General features: G+C 64.3%; 9 protein-coding genes and 4 pseudogenes. 4 read left to right on the top strand and 9 right to left on the bottom strand.

Annotated elements, in window-relative coordinates; genetic code table 11:
* Positions 1-4: 4 nt before the first annotated feature.
* Positions 5-709, top strand: a complete 705-nt coding sequence (locus MVG78_RS20590; RefSeq protein WP_247560616.1) for a TetR/AcrR family transcriptional regulator — start codon at positions 5-7, stop codon at positions 707-709.
* Between the two features lie 186 nt (positions 710-895).
* On the opposite strand, the pseudogene arfA reads toward MVG78_RS20590, so the two are convergent.
* From arfA to MVG78_RS20545, 9 genes and pseudogenes are all read right to left on the bottom strand, one after another.
* A pseudogene (arfA, locus tag MVG78_RS22145) lies at positions 896-2,480 on the bottom strand (arabinosylfuranosidase ArfA).
* Positions 2,470-3,314 (bottom strand): annotated as a pseudogene (locus MVG78_RS20580) (ABC transporter ATP-binding protein). The pseudogenes arfA and MVG78_RS20580 overlap by 11 nt, the downstream one beginning before the upstream one ends.
* Entirely contained in the window at positions 3,311-4,351 is a 1,041-nt protein-coding gene (locus MVG78_RS20575; RefSeq protein WP_247560614.1) for an ABC transporter ATP-binding protein, read from the bottom strand. Before MVG78_RS20575 ends, MVG78_RS20580 begins: the two are co-directional and overlap by 4 nt.
* A pseudogene (locus MVG78_RS20570) lies at positions 4,351-5,213 on the bottom strand (ABC transporter permease). Before MVG78_RS20570 ends, MVG78_RS20575 begins: the two are co-directional and overlap by 1 nt.
* Before the next feature lies 1 nt (position 5,214).
* A complete protein-coding gene (locus MVG78_RS20565) occupies positions 5,215-6,219 on the bottom strand; it encodes an ABC transporter permease (RefSeq protein WP_247560612.1) in 1,005 nt (334 codons plus the stop codon).
* Between the two features lie 55 nt (positions 6,220-6,274).
* A pseudogene (locus tag MVG78_RS20560) lies at positions 6,275-8,178 on the bottom strand (ABC transporter substrate-binding protein).
* Positions 8,179-8,288: 110 nt separating this feature from the next.
* Positions 8,289-9,227 carry an ArsR/SmtB family transcription factor gene (locus MVG78_RS20555; RefSeq protein WP_247560610.1) on the bottom strand — a complete coding sequence of 313 codons (939 nt, stop codon included), beginning with the start codon at positions 9,225-9,227 and terminating at the stop codon, positions 8,289-8,291.
* Positions 9,228-9,353: 126 nt separating this feature from the next.
* Positions 9,354-11,687 carry an Orn/Lys/Arg family decarboxylase gene (locus tag MVG78_RS20550; protein ID WP_247560609.1) on the bottom strand — a complete coding sequence of 778 codons (2,334 nt, stop codon included), beginning with the start codon at positions 11,685-11,687 and terminating at the stop codon, positions 9,354-9,356.
* 168 nt (positions 11,688-11,855) lie between these two features.
* A complete protein-coding gene (locus MVG78_RS20545) occupies positions 11,856-13,358 on the bottom strand; it encodes a CoA-acylating methylmalonate-semialdehyde dehydrogenase (protein WP_247560608.1) in 1,503 nt (500 codons plus the stop codon).
* A gap of 137 nt (positions 13,359-13,495) precedes the next feature.
* Here MVG78_RS20545 and MVG78_RS20540 point away from each other — a divergent pair, with 137 nt between their 5' ends.
* The 3 genes from MVG78_RS20540 (at position 13,496) to MVG78_RS20530 (ending at position 17,065) form a co-directional block, all read left to right on the top strand.
* Positions 13,496-14,419 carry a LysR family transcriptional regulator gene (locus MVG78_RS20540; RefSeq protein ID WP_247560607.1) on the top strand — a complete coding sequence of 308 codons (924 nt, stop codon included), beginning with the start codon at positions 13,496-13,498 and terminating at the stop codon, positions 14,417-14,419.
* A gap of 96 nt (positions 14,420-14,515) precedes the next feature.
* Entirely contained in the window at positions 14,516-14,953 is a 438-nt protein-coding gene (locus MVG78_RS20535; protein ID WP_247560606.1) for a MarR family winged helix-turn-helix transcriptional regulator, read from the top strand.
* 135 nt (positions 14,954-15,088) lie between these two features.
* Positions 15,089-17,065: an FAD-binding monooxygenase gene (locus MVG78_RS20530; RefSeq protein ID WP_247560605.1), complete on the top strand. Its 1,977-nt coding sequence runs from the start codon at positions 15,089-15,091 to the stop codon at positions 17,063-17,065.
* Positions 17,066-17,143 lie beyond the last annotated feature (78 nt).

Here is a 17,143-nt window from a genome sequence, read left to right as displayed (position 1 = left end):
TGGAGTGAGCCATCAGACAATGACACCGCCGCGCGCTCCGGAACCGCATCTCCGGCGCCGTAAGCCCGCAGCCACACCGGTGGCGCCGGGCGAGCGCGCACCGGAACGTCGCCGCCGGGAGCTGCTGGAATCCGCGATCACCGAATTTGCAACACGCGGATATGGCGGGGCCCGGATCGATAGCATCGTCGGCCGCACCAATAGCAACAAGGCTGTCCTATATCATTATTGCGGAAGCAAGGAGCAGCTTTACATAGCAGTCCTGGAAGAAGTCTATGCCGGGATAAGGTTGAGCGAGGAAACTGTCGAATTCTCGTCACTAAGTCCAAGCGAAGCGCTTGCCAAGCTCGTTCAATTCACCTTCCGATACTATGTTGAGCATCCTGACTTCGTGAGAATTCTCAACATCGAGAACCAGAACGGCGCACGGTACCTGAATTCCTCCAGGCATGCGGCAAAACTGAACCGGCCGATCATCGATATCGTCGAGAGTATCTTGAAGCGAGGTGTCGCTAGCGGCGAGTTCCGAAGCGGGATAGATGCGCTTGATCTCTACATCAGCATTTCCGCGCTAGGCTTCATGTATGTCTCGAACAGGCATACCCTATCGGCCATCTTTGGACGTGATCTCTTCGATCCCGCGGTCCTTTCACAGAGGCAGGACTCCATTGTCGAGATGATCATGCGCTTCGTCCTGGCATCCCCATAACCGATTGCGCAGCAGGATGAATCACAATCCGTGATCCCAGCTGGTGCCGCGGGCTCTGGGTGAGCCCAACAATGCATCGAACAAGCGCCCGATAAAGTGTCAGGGCAGCATTTGCCGCAGCCCTGACACCTATCGAAGATGGTGGGACGCGCGAGATGTCTGGCCCGGTCGCTCCGGGCCAAACCGTCAAACCTTGGCCACCTGCATGCGGATGACATTCCAGGAGCCAGGTCTCAGCACCGCGGAAACACGGCCATCCTCGACGCGAACCTCCTCCAAGGTAGACAGCCTGATGCGCTCAGGATCGTCGCGGGTGTTAACGGCCGCCAAATCCGCATCGCCAAGCTGCTCCGCACGGTCTAGCCCGAGGAACTCCACTCCACGCGCTTCGATGTCGAGGTCCAGTCGGTCCTCCAGATTCCGGTTCAACAGGAAGAGCGTCAGGAACCCCCCATCCCGGTCGTGCACCGCAGCACATTTCAGATAAGGAACATCCGGCATGGCGAAGCGGTGGTCCTGTGCACCACGCGGATCATAGTAGCTGGTGGCATAGGTCGGCGATTGTACCCGCGACCGCAGAACCCGCCCGCGCCCGAGATTGCTCATCTGGGCGAACGGGTAGAAGATCGTCTGCCGCCAAGCGGGCCCGCCGGTTTCCGTCATGATCGGCGCGATGGCATTCACAAGCTGTGCAAGGCAGGCAGCCTTAACCCGATCAGCATGATTGAGCAGGGAAATGCACGCGCCACCGAAGGCCAGCGCATCGCCCATCGTATAGACCTCTTCCAGGATCTTCGGCGCCACTGGCCAGCCTGGAATGGTCCTTCCCTCCCCTCTTCCCACGGGTACGATACCAGACATTCCATTCGTCGAAGCTCAGCATCAGCCTCTTGGACGACCTGCGCTCCGCCGCCACGGCATCGGCAATGGACACGACCTCCTCGATAAAGCTGTCCATCAGGTCGGCGCTTGCCAGGAAGCTCGGCATATCCTCGGCGTAGTTGTTCAGATACGTATGAAGCGAGATAAACTCGACATGATCGAAGCAGTGGTCCAGGACTTCCCGTTCCCAGGCGCCAAAGGTCGGCATATTGCGGGCGGAAGATCCGCATGCGGCCAGTTCGAGGGACGGATCCACCCATTTCATCATCTTGGCAGATTCCGTCGCGACACGGCCATACTCCTGGGCCGTCTTGTGCTCCATCTGCCAGGGGCCATCCACCTCATTGCCGAGGCACCAGAACTTGATATCGTGCGGCTTCTCCCAGCCATGGGCGCGGCGTAGGTCGGACCATGCTGTCCCACCCGGGTGGTTGCAGTATTCCACGAGATTGCGTGCCGCATCGGCACCACGCGTTCCAAGATTGACCGCCAGCATCGGCTCGACATCGGCGGCGCGGCACCAGTCGATGAACTCATTGGTGCCGAAGGTGTTGGGCTCCGTGGACATCCAGGCCAGATCGAGGCGGCGCGGCCGCTGCTCCACCGGGCCAATCCCGTCTTCCCAGTTATATCCGGAAACGAAGTTGCCACCCGGATAGCGCATGATGGTCGGTGCCAACTCTTTCACCAGAGCCAGCACATCCTTGCGGAATCCCTTCTCATCTGCCTCGGGATGGCCGGGCTCGAAGATTCCGCCATAGACGCATCGCCCGAGATGTTCGACGAAAGCTCCGAAAAGACGGTCATGCGTATCGCCGATGGCGACGTCGCGGTCGATGGTCACCTGTGCCTTCAAGGCTTCGTTCCTTCCCAGTGTCCTATTGCCCATGTGCCGGCTGCCTGGCCGGCTCCGGGCCGTCGTCCCACGCACCCTCGATGGAGAGCACGGATTCCTTCAACTGGATGGCATAGGGATGCTTCGGGTTCGACAGCACTGCGCGTGCCTCCCCCGTTTCCACCACTTCGCCATATCGCATGATCATGACGCGATCGCTGATCGTGTAGGCCGTGGCGAGATCATGCGTGATGTAGATGATCGAGACCCGAAGATGATCCCGAAGTTCCTTGAACAGGTTCACGATGGTCATGCGCAGGGACGCATCGATCATCGAGACCGGCTCATCCGCCACCAGCAAAGACGGGCCAGAGATCAGAGCTCGCGCGATCGCCGCACGCTGCAACTGTCCTCCGGACATCTCATGCGGAAAGCGCCCCTCACCTCCGCCAGCGAAAGTCCCACCTGCTGCAGGGCGCGGTCGGAAGCCGCTTCGGCCTCTGCCTGACCCGATGCCCCGGCAAGATTGCTGGCGGTGGCGTAGAGATAGCGGTCCACGCGCACGAGCGGATTGAAAGCCTCGAAAGGGTTCTGGAAGATCGGCTGTACCTGGCGCATGAAATCCAGCCGGGCGCGACGTCCCCGGAGATGCGACACGTCGTGGCCCTGGAACAGGACCTTCCCTTCCGTCGCCTTGCTCATGCCCAGCACCATGCGGGCCAGGCTCGATTTTCCGCTCCCGGACTCGCCGATGACTGCGAAGACCTCCGGCCGCCCGCCCTCCAGGACGAAGGACACGTCGCGTACCGCCGGCGTCTTCCGATGCGCGAAGAGGCCGCCACCATAGGTCTTGCAGACCTGCCGCAGTTCAAGAAGCGGCGTGGTCATGATACCTTCCCCTGGGCCACGGCATGGCAGGCGACACGGTGGTCGGGCTGGACCTCCTCAAATGCCGGCACCACTTCGCGGCACACGGGCATGGCGAGCGGGCAGCGTGGATGGAAGCGGCACCCGGGCGGCGGGTCGGCCAGGCTCGGCGGCTTGCCTTCCAACCCGTGTCGCGGCCTGTCATCGCCGATGCGAGGCAGGCTGGCGATCAGGTGACGCGTATAGGGATGCAACGGCCCACGGAAGAGCTGCCGCGTCGGCGCTTCCTCCGCCAGCCGTCCCGCATACATGATGCCGAGCCGGTCGGTCAGGTTGGCATGCACCGCCATGTCATGCGTGACGAAAAGGACGGAAGAGCCCATCTCGCGCTGCAGGTTGCGGATCATCGCCAGGACACTCTTCTGCACCACGACGTCGAGCGCGGTGGTAGGTTCGTCGGCAATCACGAAATCCGGCCGGCAGACGGTGGCGAGGGCGATGGTGACACGCTGCCGCATGCCGCCGGACAGCTCGTGCGGAAAGCGATCCAGCACCTCGGGCGGCAGGTGCAAATGGGCCAGATGTGCCTGGACCCTCTGCAGGAACTCCGGCATGGGCAGGCCCATATGGCGGAAGGCGAAGTCCGCGAAGGCGTGCCGAATCCTGCGCACCGGATTGAGCACGTTCATCGAGCCTTGCATGATGTAGGATAGGTTCCGCCAGCGCGTGGCCGAGAGTTCCGCTTCCGGCAGGGCATAGAGATCACGGGGTCCGGAGCCGAAATCGAACCTTACCTGCCCGGCCACCACCTGGAGAGGTGGGCGAATGGCACGGGCGATGGTCTTGATCAGACTACTCTTGCCGGAGGAGCTTTCACCCGCGAGGCCATAGATCTCGTCCCGGCGGATCTCCAGGCTGATATCGTCCACGGCGCGCACCTCGCGTACCGTGCCATAGGCATTCACACGGTAGTAGGCCTTGAGCCCCTCGACGGACAGGATGGGGCGCGGCCGCGTCGCCAGGGCCAGCGGGGGGACAGGCGGGGTGACAGCCAGCATCACGCGCCACCTCCCATGCGTGCAAGACGGGAGCGCGGGTCAATGTACTCGTTCATCGAGACTGCCAGGAGAAACAGCGCCACGAAGACAGCGACGACCAGGGCCACGGGTGCCGCGATCCACCACCAGATCCCCGAAACCAGGGCAGCGTGCTGGTTGGCCCAGTAGATCATGCCGCCGATGGTGGGTGTGTTGACATCGGTGAAGCCCAGGACGGAGAGCGTCACCTCCAACCCGATGCTCCAGTTCATGTTGTTCATGGTGGTGGTGAAGATCACCGGCATGACGTAGGGCAAATGCTCCCGCGTCACGATCCGGGCCGCGCTCATGCCGGAGAAGGCGGCCTGGGCCGTGAATTCGCGCGTCTTGAGCGACAGGGCTATGGAGCGGATCAGCCGTGCATCATAGGCCCAACCGAGGCAGGCGGCGACCAGCGCGAGCAACGCCCAGGTCATCTGATCCCGCATCACGAAGTAGAAGAGCACCAGGATGGGAAAGAGCGGCACCACGATGAAACTGTCGTTGACGGACATCAGCGCCCTGTCCGCTGCCCCCCGGCATAGCCGGCGAGGAGCCCGACGGCGAGCGCGATGATCCGGCTGATCACAGCGACAGTGATGCCGAAGAGCAGGGTGTTCCGGATGGCGAAGGAGAGCTGCCAGAAGACATCTTGCCCACGCGAAGTGGTGCCCAGGATGAATTGAGCGGAGGGCGGCATGTCAGGCGGCACGACATAGACATCGAGGGGCGGATAAGGCGAGAAGAAGGACATCAGTGCCACGATGGCCACGCCCAGCAGCAAGAGGCTGCCCAGGGCAAATTCCCAGTTGTAGCGCAGCAGGTCTCGCAGGATACGGATCATGTCAGCGCCCCTGTACCCGCGGATCGAGCAAAGGATAGAGCAGGTCCACCAGCAGCACCGCGGAGGATACGGCGAGGATCGAGATGGTGGTCACCCCGATCACCAGGCTGTAGTCGCCCGCATGCACCGCTGCGACCAGGAGCGAGCCGAGCCCGGGATAGCCGAAGACCTGTTCGGTGATGATGGCGCCATTGAAGATGGCTCCGAGCGACATGGCGAGACCCGTTACCTGCGGCGCCAGGGCGTTGCGCATGACATAGGCGGACAGGATGGTGCGCCGCCGGACCCCGGCCAGTTCGGCATAGACGGCATAATCCTCCGTCACGACGTTGGAGACCAGGGAACGCATACCCATGAACCAGCCGCCGATCCCGACCAGGATCAGCGACAGCGCCGGCAGAAGGGAATAGCGCAGGACACTGAGGACGAATTCCAGCGTCAAGCCTGGTTGGAGACCCTGTGCATAGGCGCCCGTGATCGGCAGGACTGGCCAGACGAAGCCGAAGAGGATCAGCAGAACGAAGGCCACGATGTAATAGGGCACGGGATGCACCGCCATGGCGGCAATCCCGGCCAGCTTGAGCAACCGGCTGCGCCGGTAATAGCCCGCCAGTCCGCCCAGCAGATTGCCCAACCCCCAGGCCAACAGGGTGGAAACCGCCATCAATCCGAAGGTCCATGGCAGGGCACGGCCGATCAGCGTCGCGACCGGGGTCGGGAAGGCAGAAAGAGAAGGGCCAAAATCACCGACCAGAATCCGCCGCCAGAAGGACAGCCACTGGCTGAACGAGCTGCCGCCGGTGCCATAGAGATCCTGCAGCGACCGGCGCATCATCTCGATGGCCTCAGGGCTCGTGGTACCAAAGGAGGTGGCCGCGGTGATGGTCTGCTCCACCGGGTCGATCGGCGTGGCATGCGTGATGACATAGGTCACGTTGATGCCGATGAAGACAACCAGAAGGAACTGCATCAGACGCTTGAGCAGATGGAGGCCATAGCCCTGCATGCGCGCATCCTTGGCGTTGCGGAGAGGCGGGCACAACGCGCCCGCCGGCCGGTGGTCAGGCGGCGCGCGGCTTCAGGCGCACCAGCATGTAGCGGGAGTTTCCCCAGTTGGGCACGGGATTGGCGAAGGGCGCTTCCGAACTGGGGAAGCCCGTCCAGTAGGTCGTATCCATCGAGGTGAAGACATTGTAGGCCATGAGCGGAATGATCGGCATTTCCCGCACCATCAGCTTGGCATAGTCACGTCCAATCTCGACCACCGATGGGTCGTCGAAAGGTGTCTGCCGCATACGCTCGATCACCGCGTCCATCTCCGGGCTCGACCAGCGCTGCCAGTTGCGCCAGGGCTGCGCCTTGCCGGGTGGCGCGACATACTGGGAATGCCAGCTGTCGAGGAAATAGGCGAGGTCCGGATGCCCGCCATAGGTCTCGACGCTCCAGGCGATGACAGTCTCGAAATCGCCGGCATTGCGACGATCGGACATGGTCGTGCCCTGGGCCACGTCGATCCTGCTGTCGATGCCGAACTGCCGCCAGTTCTGCGCGATCATGGTGCCCGCGCGCGTCATCACGGGGCGGGTTTCACCTTCCACCATCACCTTGATGCTGAATGGGCGCCCGTCCGGCATCATCCAGTTGTTGCCGCGCTTGCGATAACCGGCTGCTTCCAGGAGCTCCGTGGCGGCACGCGGATTGGGCTTCCACCAGCCATGACCCAGGGAACGCGCAATCTCGGCGGGATCGTCGGAACACCGGGTGTCGAGGGGCGCACCATACCAGCGATCTCGGCCCCGATGCCCGGGTCATAAGGCTTGATCACCTGCTTGCCGGTATCCAGCTCGAAAGCCGAGAGCCATTCCTGCAACGGCCCATGATAATCCCGGGGGTGGGTTCCGGTGGGAGGCAGAGCAATGGCGGAAATGGTGGCCGCACCGCGATAGCTGGCCATCGAGACGGCCTTGATATCGATCAGCAGCGCCAGCGCCCAACGGACCCGCCTGTCCTGGAACATCGGGTTCTGAGTGTTGAAGATCAGCGCCGGCAGCGTCGGATCCGGGTGTGCGTAGGGAAAGTGCGGGAACCAGCCCTGGATCTGGTCCGACTGCCGCGCCAGGGTGAACATGCCCTCCGGCGAGACGTCATGGACCACGTCCAGATCGTGATTGAGCTGCGCAATCACGCGCTTGTCCGGCGGCCCGCCATCGACATAGGAGAGGTAGCGCGGCGCCGGCTGTCCGAAGCGCCCGAGCGTGGTCCGCTGCCAGTCCTCGCGCCGCTGCCAAGTGAATCGCCGCCCCTCAGGATCGTAGCTGTGCAGCGTGTAGGCTCCCAGCGAGACCGGTGGATTGAAATCGAACCGGACCGGGTCCGCCACCTTCCCGAAGACATGCTTGGGCATGATCCAGATGGCGTTGAAGCGCACCATGAAGTTGGCATGGAAGCGTGCGTTGGGGCGCTTCAGCTTGAACACCACGGTATAGGGATCGGGGGCCGACACCTGATCCACATTCAGGATCAACTGCGCGCTCCACCGCATGCCGGGGTTCTTGATCTGCGTCTCGACGGTATGCACCACGTCGGCGGCGGTGAATTCCACCCCGTCGCTCCAGTAAATGCCCTGGCGCAGCTTGGCGGTCATCTCGCTGAAGTCGGCGTTGTAGATCGGCGGTTCGGCTGCCAGGGAATTGTCGAAGGGGCCGTCCAGCCCGCTTTCCGGGTCGATGTACCAGAGCGTGTCCATGGCGACCTGCTGCAAGCCATTGTACTGGCTGCCTGCATTGATCGCCCAGATGTTGAACCAGCCGGCGTTGCGGATCACGCCTTCCGGGTTTTCGAGGATCAGGGTCTCGCGTCGCGGCGGCGCAGCGGGGGCAGGACCGGAACCTGTCGGCTGGGCCCTCAGTGGTGCGGCGGCAAGCACGATCGGCGTGGCCAGCAGCGATCTGCGGCAAAGCGTCATGGACCATTCCTCCCCGTGCCGGCTGCGCCGGCTATCGTTACGGGGAGGCTAGGAGAGTTGCCTTAGGATCGTCAACATTGTTTTGGATATGAACCCGAATTTCAAGAACATTAAACCAAGTGGAGCCGCATGACGATGTCCTGGCTGTGATTGCCGAAGCCACGGCCGAAAATATTGATCCCCCCAGGATGGGCAGCATCCTCCTCAATGCCGATTCTCAGCCGGATGGAATGATGCTCGTCGAGCGCAAGGTCACGCAGCGTCACGTCGGACAGGCGGATGCCATCGAAGAAGGTACCGTTTTCAGTCACACGCCAGTTGGTGAGGCGGCCATATTGCGACCCTTCGAGCTTCCACCAGCGCGGCGTATGCACACCGCGCTTGTCGCCGTAATCGGAGGGAGAGGTCCAACTGCCAAGCTTTATACCATTGACCCAGAGCGTGATGTCGGATGGCCAGTCGAGGTTGGTGCCGGGCACCTCGGAGGAGAGCTCCATGCTGAATTCCAGCCCCTGCACACGGGCCCGGATCAGCTTGGCATTATTGGGGAATTTGTATTCGACGAACCCCCGTGAAAACCAGATCAGAGCTGCCTCGACACGCGCAGGATCGAGGAAGAAGTCCGGCACATCGAGCAAGCCAATCACGCCACGCGTCGAACAAAGACCACAAGGGGCGCGCACATTGCAGGAGGTATAAAGACCCAAAGGCATGGCCACCTCGACGAGGTCGTTGCGCTGCGTCAGGGCAGGGCCGTCCAGGCGTATAACGATATCGTCGAAGCGGACATGGCAGATCTTCTGCTGCCCCTTCCGCGCCTTGATGACCTCTGTTTCAATCAGACGGCATTCCTCCAGCACCTGCACATTCGCCGCCACGGTCGACTGGGGCAGGTCGAGGTGTTCGCCGATCTGGTTCACATTGAGCGGCCCCTGTTGCCGCAACAGACGCAGGATCTGGATCCGCACGGGCGATGACAGGCCACGGACCAGCTCGGCATGGGCCTCCGGGATCACGGTCAGGAAGGCACGGTTAGGCGAATTGCTCATGGGTTCTCGGTCAGGTACTCCAGAAAACATACCCGATTAACCGATATATAAAAGGAAATCTTCATCACACTGACTTTTCCGGACGTCCGTTCGTTCAACCACGCGACCCGGGCAGCCTTCGGGTCCCTAAGACTCCTCGCGCAGCACATAGGTATAGAAGCGCACCCGCCCCTCCGGATCGGTCTCCCGGTAGAGACCCTGGATCTCGTTCTCGAAGCCGGGAAAACGGTTCGCCGCCCGTTCGAAAGCTTTCAGATAGTCGATCATCGGCCGCGAGGCCTCGCCCAGCCTTTCGCCAGGCACGACCGTGGCGATCCCGGGCGGATAGACCAGCCAGAGTGTAACCGCGACGCGACCGAAGCATTCGTCCAGAGGCACGTAATCCACACGGTTGCGTACCAGTTCCCGCACCGCCTCATGCGGCGGCATCACCATCTCCGGGAAATGCCCAGCCTGGAACTGCGCTGCCTGTAGTCCGCTGATATTCTGCTCGCGGTAGAAATCATGCATCTCGGCACAGAGGTCGCGCAACCGCAACTTCGCGTAGCGGCTCGGCCGTCGCGCGACGAAGCCGGGGATGACATCCTCCAGCGGCGCGTTCTGGTCGTGCAGCTTTTTGAAGGTGACCAGGTGGGACAGCAATGTGCCCGCCTTGCTGCTCTCGCTGCCGGGCGTGAGCAGGAAGAGCAGGCTGTTCAGGTCGTTCTTCTCCGGCACGATGCGGTTCTGGCGTAGATACTCCGCCACCACCGGCGCCGGCACGCCATGCCGGGCATAACCGCCATCGGTGAAGCCAGGCGTCAGCACCAAGTTTTTCGGATCGGTCATGGCCCAGCCCGCCGGCACATCGCCGAAACCATGCCAGTCCTCGCCCGGGCGGAACTCCCAGTGCTCGGGGTTGGCGGCCAGAAGGTCGGTCGGCACCTCCTCCCATGGGGTGGGCACACCGTCCAGCCGCACGGTCTTTGGCACGAAAGGCTCGAAGAACCAGCGGCGCGACGGGTCAGTCTCCTTCTCCGCCATCTCACGCGCGGTGAAACGCAGCTTCTTGCGCATCTCGATGCCGAGGCGGACGGTGTCGTCCCAAAGCACCTCGCCGGAACGGCCCTTCATCATCTGCGCGCCCACATCGAGCGAGGCGAAAAGCGGGTAGAAGGGGCTGGTCGAGGCATGCAGCAGGTACATCTCGTTGAAGCGCCGATGCCCGACACGGCGCCGCTGCTCGCCGAGATGGCTGTCCTTCACATGGATCTGCGAAGCCTGGGAGAAGCTGGCGAGCTGCTTATGGGTGCTTTGCGTCACCAGGATGCCCGGCGCGTCGGGTCCCAGCTTCTCCAGCCCCATGCCGAAGCGTCCACGGAAGAGTGGGTGGAACTTCATGAAGCCGGCCCAGGCCTCGTCGAAGAGGACATAGTCGCAGAGATGGCCGATGCGGCTCAGCACTTCCTCGGCGGAATAGATCGTACCGTCATAGGTGCACTGCTCGATCACCGCGGCGCGGAAAGGGCGCGGCCGGCGCCAGGCTTCCGCATCGCGCACCAGCGGATTGGTACGGATCGCCTCGCGCAGCCGCTCTTCCGACAACGCATCCTTCAGCATCGGCCCGATCAACCCATGCGGGTTGCGCGCCGTCTCCACGAAGATCGGAAGCGCGCCGCTGAGAAAGAGCGCGCCGTGATGCGCCGCCTTGTGGTTGTTGCGGTCGAAGAGCACCAGATCGCCCTCGGCGAGCAGGGCGTTCAGTGCGATCTTGTTGGAAGTGGAGGTGCCGTTCAGCACGAAATAGGTGCGCTCGGCCCCGAAGATCTTCGCCGCCTCGCGCTGCGCCGCCAGGGCCGGCCCCTCATGCGTCAGCAGATCACCGAGTTGCAGCACGGAATTGTCGAGGTCGTCACGGAACACCGCCTCGCCCAGATGCTCGACGAAAATCCGCCCGATGGGGCTGCGGCTGTAGAACATGCCGCCGTTATGGCCCGGGCAGGTCCAGAGCTGGTTGCCCTGCTCGGCATAATCCACCAGCGCCCCGAAGAAGGGCGTCTTCAGCGTCTCGGCATATTGCCGCAGCCGGGAGACGAGGTTCTTGGCGATGAACTCCGGCGTTTCCTCGGCCAGGAAGACGAAGCCATCGACATCGTCCAGAACGTCGACCGGAATGTCCTCCAGCCGCCGGCGCCGCACCAGCAGGAAGATCGGCACCTCCGTGCCGCGACGCCGGACCAGCGAGATCAGGGCAGCTGCCTTGCCCTGGAGGCCCTTCTTACCCCAGTCCACCACCACGCAGCCGATCGCGGCATCGGTGCGGACCACCAGCTCGGCATCCTCATCCCGCCGTGCCCGCAACACGGCATACCCCATGCCCTCGATCTCGGTGAGGATCTGACGCAGGCGGGCGCCCTCCAGGTCGGCCTCATCGAACGCCGGGGCACAGACCAGGAACTTGAAACGACGGGCGTATTCCATCCGGATCTCCCTGAAACCGGCATGCCGGCAGGCTGACCCTGATCATGCGCACCATACCGAATCAAGCGGGTCGTCAATGATCCTTCCGTGACATCGGAGCCCTCGGGGCGCCTTGCCGGACATACAGGGGCACCGGCCCGGGTTGAAACCCGGGCCAGCCATGGTCGGTCAGCCCATGGTGGGCATCACGAATTCCGCGCCGGAGCGGAAGCCGCCCGAAGGCCAGCGGGTCGTGATGGTCTTGAGCTTCGTGTAGAAGCGCACACCCTCTGGCCCGTGCATGTGGTGGTCCCCGAAGAGCGAGGCTTTCCAACCACCGAAGGAGTGGAAGGCCATCGGCACCGGGATGGGCACGTTGATCCCGACCATGCCGACCTGGATGCCATGGGCGAATTCTCGCGCTGCCTCGCCGTCACGGGTGAAGATCGAGGTGCCGTTGCCGAACTCGTGCTCGTTGATGAGCTTCGCGGCGGTGGCGTAGTCGTCGGCCCGCACCACCGAGAGCACGGGGCCGAAGATCTCCTCACGGTAGATCGACATCTCCGGCGTCACATGGTCGAACAGCGTGCCACCGATGAAGAAGCCGTCCTCATAGCCCTGCATGCGGAAGTCGCGGCCATCGACCACCAGCTTCGCGCCTTCCTTCACGCCGGCATCGACATAGCCGCGCACCTTGTCGCGGTGCTGGCGCGTCACCAGCGGTCCCATCTCGGCATCGGCCTCGGTGCCCGGGCCGATCTTCAGGGCGCGGACCTTCGGCTCCAGCTTCGCCATCAGCGCCTCGGCCGTGCGCTCGCCGACCGGCACGGCCACGGAGATCGCCATGCAGCGCTCGCCGGCCGAGCCATAGGCCGCGCCCATCAGCGCATCCACCGCTTGGTCCATATCGGCATCCGGCAGGATGACCATGTGGTTCTTGGCGCCGCCCAGCGCCTGGCAGCGCTTGCCCGTCTTCGCCGCGGTCTCGTAGATGTAGCGCGCGATGGGCGTGGAGCCGACGAAGCTGACCGCGCTGACGCCGGGATGCTCCAGCAGGGCATCCACCGCCTCCTTGTCGCCCTGCACCACGCTGAACACGCCCGGCGGCAGCCCGGCCTCGGCCAGCAGTTCGGCCAGGATCAGGCTGGCGGAGGGATCGCGCTCGGAAGGCTTCAGGATGAAGCAGTTGCCGCAGGCGAGCGCGACCGGGAACATCCACATCGGCACCATGGCCGGGAAGTTGAACGGCGTGATGCCCGCGACCACACCCAGCGGCTGGCGCAGGGAATGGCTGTCGATGCGGGTGCCGACATTCTCCGTCACCTCCCCCTTGAGCAGCTGCGGCGCGGCAGTGGCGAACTCCACCACCTCGATGCCGCGCGTCAGCTCGCCCTTGGCATCGGAAAGGACCTTGCCGTGCTCGGCGGTGATCGCGGCGGCGATGCGGTCCGCGTCACGTTCCAGCAGCGACAGGAACCTGTTCAGGATCCGGGCGCGGCGCAGCGGCGGGGTGGCGGCCCAGGCCGGGAAGGCCTTCTGCGCCGCCCGAACCGCGGTATCGACGTCACGGGCGCTGGCCAGCGGGACCTCGCCCGTCTGCTCTCCGGTGGCGGGATTGTAGACCGGCGCCGTGCGGCCGCCGCGTCCCTCGAAGCTCTCGCCGCCGATGAAATGCGGAATCCAGGTGGCCATGCGTTTCGTCTCCCATGCGCGAGGCTTATCCCGGCGGAACTCCGTGGCACCACCGGCGCTTCCTGCGATAAGGCTCGACCAACTGCACATCAATGGCCAGAATTGCACCCTCGATGTGCGGAATTTAAAGTCACCCCATGAACTGGGACCGCATCCGGATCTTCCTGGCCGTGGCACGTGCGGGGCAAATCCTCGCGGCCGCCCGGGAGCTGAAGCTGAACCACGCCACCGTGGGCCGCCAGATCACGGCGCTGGAACGCGAACTCGGGGCCAAGCTGCTGGACCGCCGGAACCAGGGCTGCCTGCTGACCAGCGCCGGCGAGGCCCTGCTCGCCACGGCGGAACGGGCGGAATCGGAATTCCTGCGCCTGGGCTCCCGGCTGAGCAGCCTGGAGGGGGCTGTCAGCGGCACCGTGCGCATCGGCGCGCCCGATGGGTTGGGAAACTATGTGCTGGCCGGGCAACTGGCCGGGCTGGCAGAGCAGCACCCAGGGCTGGTCATCCAGCTCGTGCCCCTGCCCCGCACCTTTTCCCTTTCGCGCCGCGAAGCGGATCTGGCCATCACGCTGGAGCGTCCGGAGCAGGGGCGGCTGATCGTCACCAAGCTCACCGACTACACCCTCAGCGTCTATGCCTCGGAAGCCTATCTCGCACGGACCGGCGCGATCCTCCGGCCGGCGGAACTGGCGAGCCGGCTCTTTGTCACGAATGTCGAGGATTACGTCTACAGCCGCGCCCTGGACTACGCCGCCGCCCTGCGCCGCGTGATCGGGGCCCGTTACGAATGCGGCAGCGTGGTGGCGCAGATGGAAGCCGTCCGCGCCGGCCATGGCGTCGGCATCCTGCATGACTATGCCGCGGGCGGCTTTCCGGAGCTGCGGCGCATCCTGCCGGAGATCCGCTTCCTGCGCAGCTACTGGCTGGTCTCGCATCCCGATACGCATGACACGCAGCGGGTCTCGCTCATCCGCCGGCATATCCTCTCTGGCATCCGTGTCGGGGCCGCGCGCTTCGTACAGCCCGGCCCCACCGGGGTCCCGGCTCACGAGCAGCCGTCCTGAGCCCCGGACCGTGGTTTCCGGGACCGTACCTGCCGTTCCCCCTCATCCCGATCTGATCTAGAGGCTCAGCCTGTCCCAACCGCCACGGAAAGCCTGATGTCCATCAGATCCATGTATGACATGCCTGGCCACCTGATCCGGCGGGCGCATCAGATCTCGGGCGCCATCTTCACCGCCCAGTTGGCGGGCTTCGAGATCACCTCGGTGCAATATGCCGCGATGGTGGCCATCGCCTCCCAACCGGGGATCGACGCGACGCGGCTTTCGGATCTGATCGCCTTCGACCGGGCGACGCTCGGCGGCGTGCTGGACCGCCTGGAGGCCAAGGGCCTCATCCTACGCCAGCCGTCGCGGCAGGACAGGCGCGTGAAGACCGTCAGTCTGACCAAGGCCGGAAGCGCCCTGCTGGAAGCCGTGGAAGAGCGCGTATTGGCCGCTCAGGCGGAGATGATGCAGCCGCTCTCCACGGCGGAGCAGGCCCAGTTCATCGCGCTGCTCCGGAAATTCGTTGGGCGAGCTGCGGAAGATAATTGACAGCATACATAATTTATGTGTTCATCCTTTAAGCAAGAGCCGCACAGAAGGGAGTGATGCACCGTCCCGCCGATGCCTTCCGGCATCCGGCGACGCCCATCCTCCGCCATGGCGGCAATCCAGGGAGGAGTGAGCATGCAGTTCCATCTCAACGGTTTCCGTGCAGGCGATCCGGAGGCGGCCAGGATCGCCCCTCCCCCTCCAGGCGCTGTGCCCGCGGCCCTGCCCCGGACCACCGATGTCCTGATCGTCGGCTGCGGACCGGCGGGCCTGACCCTGGCGGCGCAACTCGCCGCCTTTCCCGGGATCTCGACGCGTATCGTGGAGCAGAAGGCCGGACCGCTGATGCTCGGCCAGGCGGACGGCATCGCCTGTCGTACCATGGAGATGTTCAACGCCTTCGGCTTCGTGGAGCGTGTGCTGCGCGAGGCTTACTGGGTGAACGAGTTGGTGTTCTGGAAGCCGGACAGCAGCCGGGATGGCGCCATCCAGCGCAGCGGCCGCATCCTGGACACGGAGGAAGGACTCTCGGAGTTCCCGCATGTCATCCTCAACCAAGCCCGGGTGCATGACTTCTACCTGGACACGATGCGGCGCGGTGCCTCCCCCATCGTGCCGGACTATCATCGTCGGCTGGTCTCGCTGGAGGTCGCGGCGGAACCGGATGTTTCCCATCCCGTGACGGCCCGCTTTGAGCGCCTCGACCCCGGGCATGAGGGAGAGGTGGAGACCATCCGGGCCCGTTACGCGGTCGGTTGCGACGGCGCCCGCAGCGCGGTGCGGCGGGAGATCGGCCTGAACCTGGAAGGCGCCTCCGCCAACCATGCCTGGGGCGTGATGGATGTGCTCGCGGTCACCGACTTTCCCGACATCCGCCTGAAATGCGTGCTCCATTCGGCGGCGGGGAACATGGTGATCATCCCGCGCGAGGGCGGCTATCTCGTGCGGCTCTATATCGAAATGGACAAGCTCGCCGAGAACGAGCGTGTCGCCAACCGCAACATCACCGTCGATCACCTGATCGCCGCCGCCCAGCGCATTCTTTCCCCCCACCGGCTGGAGGTGAAGGAGGTGGCCTGGTGGTCGGTGTATGAGATCGGCCAGCGGATGTGCCACCGCTTCGACGATGTCCCGGAGGCGGAAAGGGGCACGCGCCTGCCGCGTGTCTTCATCGCCGGCGATGCCTGCCACACGCACAGCCCCAAGGCGGGACAGGGCATGAACGTCTCCATGCAGGATGCCTTCAACCTCGGCTGGAAGCTGGCCGCGGTGCTGCGGGGACAGGTCGATCCCTTCCTCCTCGCCACCTATTCGGCGGAGCGCCATGCCGTGGCGGAGGAGCTGATCGCCTTCGACCGCAAGCTGGCCCGGATGCTCTCCCTGCCGCCCAAGGACCCCCATGATCCGGACAGCAAGGGTGTCGATCCGGCGGAGTTCCAGAAATACTTCATGCAGCAGGGCCGTTTCACGGCCGGCACGGCGATGCGCTACGAGCCCTCGGCGATCACCGGGGCGGGCGTGCATCAGCATCTCGCGGAAGGCCTCGTCATCGGCATGCGCTTCCATTCCGCGCCAGTGATCCGGCTGGCGGATGCGAAGCCGATGCATCTCGGTCACGCGGTGCAGGCGGATGGCCGCTGGCGCCTCTTCGCCTTCGCGGCGGCAGAGGACCCGACCGATCCTTCCTCCCGCCTCGGCCGGCTCTGCCATTTCCTGGAGCGGGACGATGCCTCTCCGATCCGGCGCTACACCCCGGCGGGGGAGGATATCGACGCGGTGATCGACCTGCGGGCGATCGTCCAGCAGCCGCATCGCGATCTCGCCTATGGCGGGATGCCTGCCCTGCTGCGCCCGGCAAAGGGCCGCCACGGCCTCGTGGACTACGAGAAGGTGTTCTGCCCGGCCACGGGGAGCGGCCGGGACATCTTCGATCTGCGCGGCATCGACCGGGACGGCGGATGCGTGGTGATCGTCAGGCCGGACCAGCATGTGGCGCATGTCCTGCCCCTGGACGACCATGCCGGGATCGCGCGCTTCTTCGATGGCTTCCTGCTGGAACCGCCGGCGGCACGGGGGAGCCGGGATACCGTGTCCGGCGAGTTGTCCCTGTAAAGCCGGATGCCGGCCAGGCGGCCCCCTTGGTATGCCCCGGGGGGGGTATGCCCGGGGGCCCTGCCTTGGGCGTTCGCA

The organism is Roseomonas gilardii subsp. gilardii, from assembly GCF_023078375.1.
Lineage (GTDB): Bacteria > Pseudomonadota > Alphaproteobacteria > Acetobacterales > Acetobacteraceae > Roseomonas > Roseomonas gilardii.
Note: the sequence above shows the minus strand (reverse complement) of the source record. Positions and strands in the feature narration are given on the sequence as shown.